The sequence below is a fragment of the uncultured Maritalea sp. genome (assembly GCF_937139385.1).
In the GTDB taxonomy this organism is placed as follows: domain Bacteria; phylum Pseudomonadota; class Alphaproteobacteria; order Rhizobiales; family Devosiaceae; genus Maritalea; species Maritalea porphyrae_A.
Genome location: NZ_CAKZPW010000166.1, coordinates 1 through 5,080 on the forward strand (window position 1 = coordinate 1; position 5,080 = coordinate 5,080).

The following is a 5,080-nucleotide window of genomic DNA, read 5'->3' on the forward strand; positions in this document are numbered from 1 at the left end:
GCCATCCAAAAACTCTCTCCAAATCGTACCCAAAGTATCAAAATCATCCTTTTGACTTCCTATTGATACTTCTAATTCATCCATTTTATTTTCTAAAAGAACTGTTTATGCATATCATATTTTTTCTTCTTTTTAAAGTTCTTCTAGTTTATATTATTTTCTTTATGTCCATAATTTTCTATTTTTTCCAATAATTTATTAGATATCTTTTTGAAAACCCTTGTTCAGCTTGGAGTGTACAAAGGCGATCAAAAATCTGATCTTGAACAATTACGCCAAGAGCAGTTGTTGATACGACCAGTTTACGATGTATGCTTGGTAACCTCCAGAACATGCTTTGACAGTCTGATAAGCGTCGGCGGATTTCTGAGCAAATTTTCAGCAAGCTTGGAGCTGAGTTTACTCAGCTCGTTCCAAATGGCTGTCTCGAAAAGCTCAGCTTCATCTAAATCATGGTTTTCCATATCTATTGGTCTCAACTCACTGATACAAAGCTGACGCTGTTCATGTGACATGCAGTTTTGGACCACAAACGAGTGACAATAGTTGCCGTCCAAAAACTGGGACATCATCTCGTTAGAACTGTTAATGATGGACTTCCTTTCTACCCATACCTCTCGTTGCAGCTCAACATCCCCAACCCTGTCGCAGCAGTACTACGATGCGATCCAGCCAGGCATCCAGAGGCTCGATAATCTGAACTAGGTAACTCATTGCTTTCGTTCCTATTTGAATTTGAAATCGTCTGGATTTATATGAGAACGCTTAGAATCTCGGATTGTAGGATTGCCGTTTTTGTCCAAAGGTTTTCCAATCTTCTGCCACTTAATATCGTCATCTTTCTGCCAAAGATTTTGGTTGTCGCCTTTGCCATTCATACTTCGAATATGAGTGCGCGGATCAATCTTCGACCCCCATTTTATGCCATCACCTTTCTTGCTGGGGCGTGGTGTCCAGCTTTTGGTAAACCACGTGGGGGCAGTTTCCACTTGGGACCACTACCCGCGCCAACAAGCACCCTTTCGCCGACATCCCACTAACTAACGCACTCAAAGCGCCCATCCGGATCCACAACTGCAGCGGATCAGCTTGCGTAAACCGTCCAGTATTGGGGTCGTAGTAGTGGTTTCAATGGGGTTCAAAATTTCTGACAACGGACAGCGCGAGGTCAAATCCGCACAAGTAATCTTTGCGCAAAGGCTCTTTAGTGCACGAGCTTGAAGTTCATGAGCTGAACTTTGAATTGGAGTGCCAGGGCAGCCGACATAGTTTGCAACGGCATTTTTCCTGATATGCTCAAGTTGGATTGCCAAATTGTCGGACGCCGAGTTCATCGATCGTTTCCTTATTAAGCGTGGTCGTATGTCGGACATCGCGGGGCGCCAATCTGTAACCGCGATGGTAGGGATGAATTGATGACAAAGCGCCGGTATGCTTTTGTTTTGAAAGTGTACCTGAAGCTGCACGTGCAAATTTCTCAGTATCAGATATCCACGTCATCGAGACATTTGTGGGGCAGGATTCCGCAAGACCACCAACAAATGTCGATTGTTTCGCGCGTGGAAAAAGCAAAACGGGTTTAATCGGTGCGGGCATTCAATTTGTGGTCTCTAACCGAAGTGCCTCGCTTCCGATTACATTGGTTGTTGACGTTGGGGCTATCAACGAGGCAAGAGGCAAGAGCGTTGATCGATTAAAAGTCGCCTAGCCAAAGGCCAAGCAAAATCCGATTGATGAGAGTCAGCTTGGAGCTCCTTGTGGTAATTGCAAAGTGGTAAGCAAGTGCAATAGCCGAATGCTACGACAGCAAAAACTGTGCTGATTTTCTCAATGCGCTACGAACCAAACTAAAGAGTAAAACTAGATGCCCCGCAGCAGAATATGACTTACAGATTTTGCGGAGAAAGACCTTTTCCATTTGCCCGCAGATCGTTTGAAAGGCAGGCGCATTTGGTGAAAGCAAATGGTCCAGGCTCGGACTTCACTTGATGGAAGGCTAAAAGTAATTGATTTTTGCCGCGCGATAAGAAATTGTAAAGTCTAGGTCAATTTTGAAGAGGTTTGGTGCTATGAGAAAACCAAAAATCCAGAATATGGAAGAGTTTGCTGAATTTAGCGGATTCTCACGACCTACAATTTCAAAGTACTTTAACGATCCACAGAGTGTTCGCTCTAGAACGCGAGACAAGATCGAGGAGTCACTTGCAAAGTGTGACTATCGGCCGAATATTTTTGCCATTAATCAAAACAGAAAGCTTACAAAGAATGTTGGCATAGTGGTTCCTTATTTGGCCGATCCATTCTTTGCTGAAATGGCGCGAAGAATTGAAACTCTAGTGATTGCAGCAGGGTTTCAGCCGATTTTGCTTAGCTCTCATGGTGATCCTGCATTGGAAATAGATAATCTTGCCTCACTTAGATCAATTAAACCAGCAGGTGTCCTAATCGCGCCGTTGGGGCGGACTTCGGATCGTGCTGCAATCGAAGCATTTTGCGCAGATGTGCCCACCGTTAGTTTTGACGCTAATATTGAAGTTACGGGAGAGGCCTTTGTGGGCCACAATAACGCTCAAGCCATAGAAGTCATGCTAGAGTATTTAGTCAGAAGTGGTGAGCCTCCGGTATTCTTCGAAATGCGCAATCCGCCGAACCCAAACGCGAACAAACGACGCAATGCCTATATCGAGACGATGGAGCTGATGGGTCACACGCCGCATGTTATTCAGGCCGAGGGTGAGGGATGGAGTCTTGAAGAGATAGGTTTTCGCGAAGGCAGGAAGGCTTTGGTAGACAAAGCTTTTGCGACTGGCACAATCTTTTGTTCGAATGATCGTTTGGCTATTGGATTTTTGGCTGCCGCTTATGAGCTTGGATTGCGCGTTGGACTTAGCGAGGATTGTGCACTTCGCGTAGCTGGGCATGATAACCACCCATTCTCGAGTTTCACGTGTCCCACGCTAACCACCGTGTCCCACGACTATGAAGCGATTACTGCACGCAGTGTCAAAATGCTGCTTGAGTTGATTAACAAGGATGAGCGAAGCGGTACAGGGACAACAATACTGTTTGATGGTAAATTGATCATGCGCGCATCTGCCTAGCAATGCACATGCTCAAAGGAACTAAAGTTTACGCGCGTAAATTTTAATGTTGACCGCCGTTATGTTTTTTACTATGCTCCTCCTTGTGTTGTCATTATCAGAGTGACAATTTTTCGGGAGGAAAATATGAGAACATTGAAATCTGCAGCTCTTGGGCTTGCGGTTTGCGCCACTAGCGCGATTGCCATTAATGCAGCAGAGTTGACCATTGCGATCGTGAACAACGGTCATATGATCAACATGCAAAAAGTGGCTGAAGCCTACACCGCAGAAACGGGTGTTGAGCTAAACTGGGTCTCGCTTGAAGAGGGGGTGTTGCGCGAACAGGTAACTTCAGACACTGCCACGGGTGGTGGCCAATATGATGTTATCAACATCGGCATGCAAGAAGCGCCGATTTGGGGCGCTGCCGGTTGGATTGAACCGCTTGAGTTCGGTGCTGAATATGACCTTGAAGACATGCTGTCGCCAATTCGCGATGGCCTATCACACAATGGCACGCTTTACGCTGCGCCGTTTTATGGTGAATCTTCCATGGTTATGGATCGCAAGGATTTGACCGATGCAGCAGGTGTTACCATCGCCGATAGCGACAACTGGAACAACATCAAGGCGGCTGCAGCAGCGATCCACAACCCAGACCAAGGTATTTATGGCGCGTGCTTGCGCGGTAAGCCAGGCTGGGGCGACAATATGGCCTTCATCACAACAGTTGTAAATTCGTTTGGCGGTGCGTGGTTTGACAAAGATATGCGTCCAGCCATTGATTCAGATGAGTGGCGTGCGGCGATCAATTTCTATGTTGATTTGCTTGGCACCTATGGCCCTCCAGGATCTGAAGGCAACTCATTCAACGAAATTTTAGCGCTTTATAACGAAGGCAAGTGCGGGATGTGGATTGACGCCACAATCGCTGCGTCCTTCCTAGAAGTTGATGGCGTTGCTTATGCGCAATCACCGCACGCTCGTAACCCCGTTGGTGCTAACTGGTTGTGGGCTTGGGCAATGGCAGTACCTGCTGGTTCACCTAATGCTGTCGAGGCTAAGAAATTCATCGAATGGGCAACATCCAAAGAATACGTTTTGGCTGTCGCCAACCACCCAGACTTTGGTTGGGGTTCGGTGCCAACTGGTACGCGTACATCAACTTATGCATATCCAGAGTTTCTTGCTGCGGCTCCGTTCGCCGAGGCTGAAATTACGGCGCTGCAATCTGCTGCACCTGAAGCCACAGAAGTGAAGCCATATGTTGGTGTTCAATTCGCGGCTATCCCAGAATTCCCTCAAGTCGGGAGTGCCGTTGCACAGGAAATGGCTGCGGCGCTCTCCGGTGCCAAATCTGTAGACGAAGCACTGGCAGCATCACAAGCGGCAGCTGATGCTATCATGAGAGAAGCTGGTTACTACGAATAAACAGTAGCTCTCCCGCCCAAAAAGAAGGGTTCGGATATCGGATATCCGAACCCTTCGTCAGTGAAACACTGCGCATCGTTTCTCCGGCAGCCATTTGCAGCGACCATGGTTGCTTGACAAGCGATTGAACGAAAATGACTCTAGAGAACAATTGAACGTAAAGGGTGTGCCAATGGCCGACCGAAAGCTTTCGCGTCTAATGCAGGCGCCCGCCGTGATCCTGCTCTTAACATGGATGCTGGTTCCGCTTTGTATTACTTTGTTCTTTTCCTTCATTCGCTATGTTTTGGCGAGCTCAATTCGTCCTGAATGGACGAGCCCCAGCATTGAAAACTGGCGCGGGTTTGGAAACTATTTGTTTGTCTGGAACAATGACGGGTTCTGGCTGGCTGTTTATAATTCGATTTTCATTGTTACATCGATCATCGTTTTGACGGTTGTTCTTGGCTTGGCAATTGCGATTCTTGTTAATCGGACATTTCCGGGCCAAGGCATCGTTAGGGTTATGCTGATTTCTCCTTTCTTTGTCATGCCCGCGGTGAATGCGGTACTATGGATCAATATGA

At 46.9% G+C, this 5,080-nt stretch carries 3 protein-coding genes; all 3 read left to right on the plus strand.

What is annotated here, in order from left to right:
* The first annotated feature begins 2,093 nt into the window (after window positions 1-2,093).
* On the plus strand, window positions 2,094-3,101 hold the full coding sequence (locus Q0231_RS06970) for a LacI family DNA-binding transcriptional regulator (protein ID WP_299346707.1): 1,008 nt from the start codon (window positions 2,094-2,096) through the stop codon (window positions 3,099-3,101).
* Window positions 3,102-3,227: 126 nt separating this feature from the next.
* Window positions 3,228-4,514, plus strand: coding sequence for a sugar ABC transporter substrate-binding protein (locus Q0231_RS06975; protein ID WP_299346709.1), 1,287 nt, complete (start codon window positions 3,228-3,230; stop codon window positions 4,512-4,514).
* A gap of 172 nt (window positions 4,515-4,686) precedes the next feature.
* Window positions 4,687-5,080 (plus strand): carbohydrate ABC transporter permease (locus Q0231_RS06980; RefSeq protein ID WP_367274477.1); only part of this gene is annotated, 394 nt, incomplete at its 3' end.

What these genes read in the sequence shown, in the direction of transcription:
- Q0231_RS06970 (WP_299346707.1), top strand. Translation starts at nt 2,094, where the DNA reads ATGGAAGAGTTTGCTGAATTTAGCGGATTCTCACGACCTACAATTTCA.
- Q0231_RS06975 (WP_299346709.1), top strand. Translation starts at nt 3,228, where the DNA reads ATGAGAACATTGAAATCTGCAGCTCTTGGGCTTGCGGTTTGCGCCACT.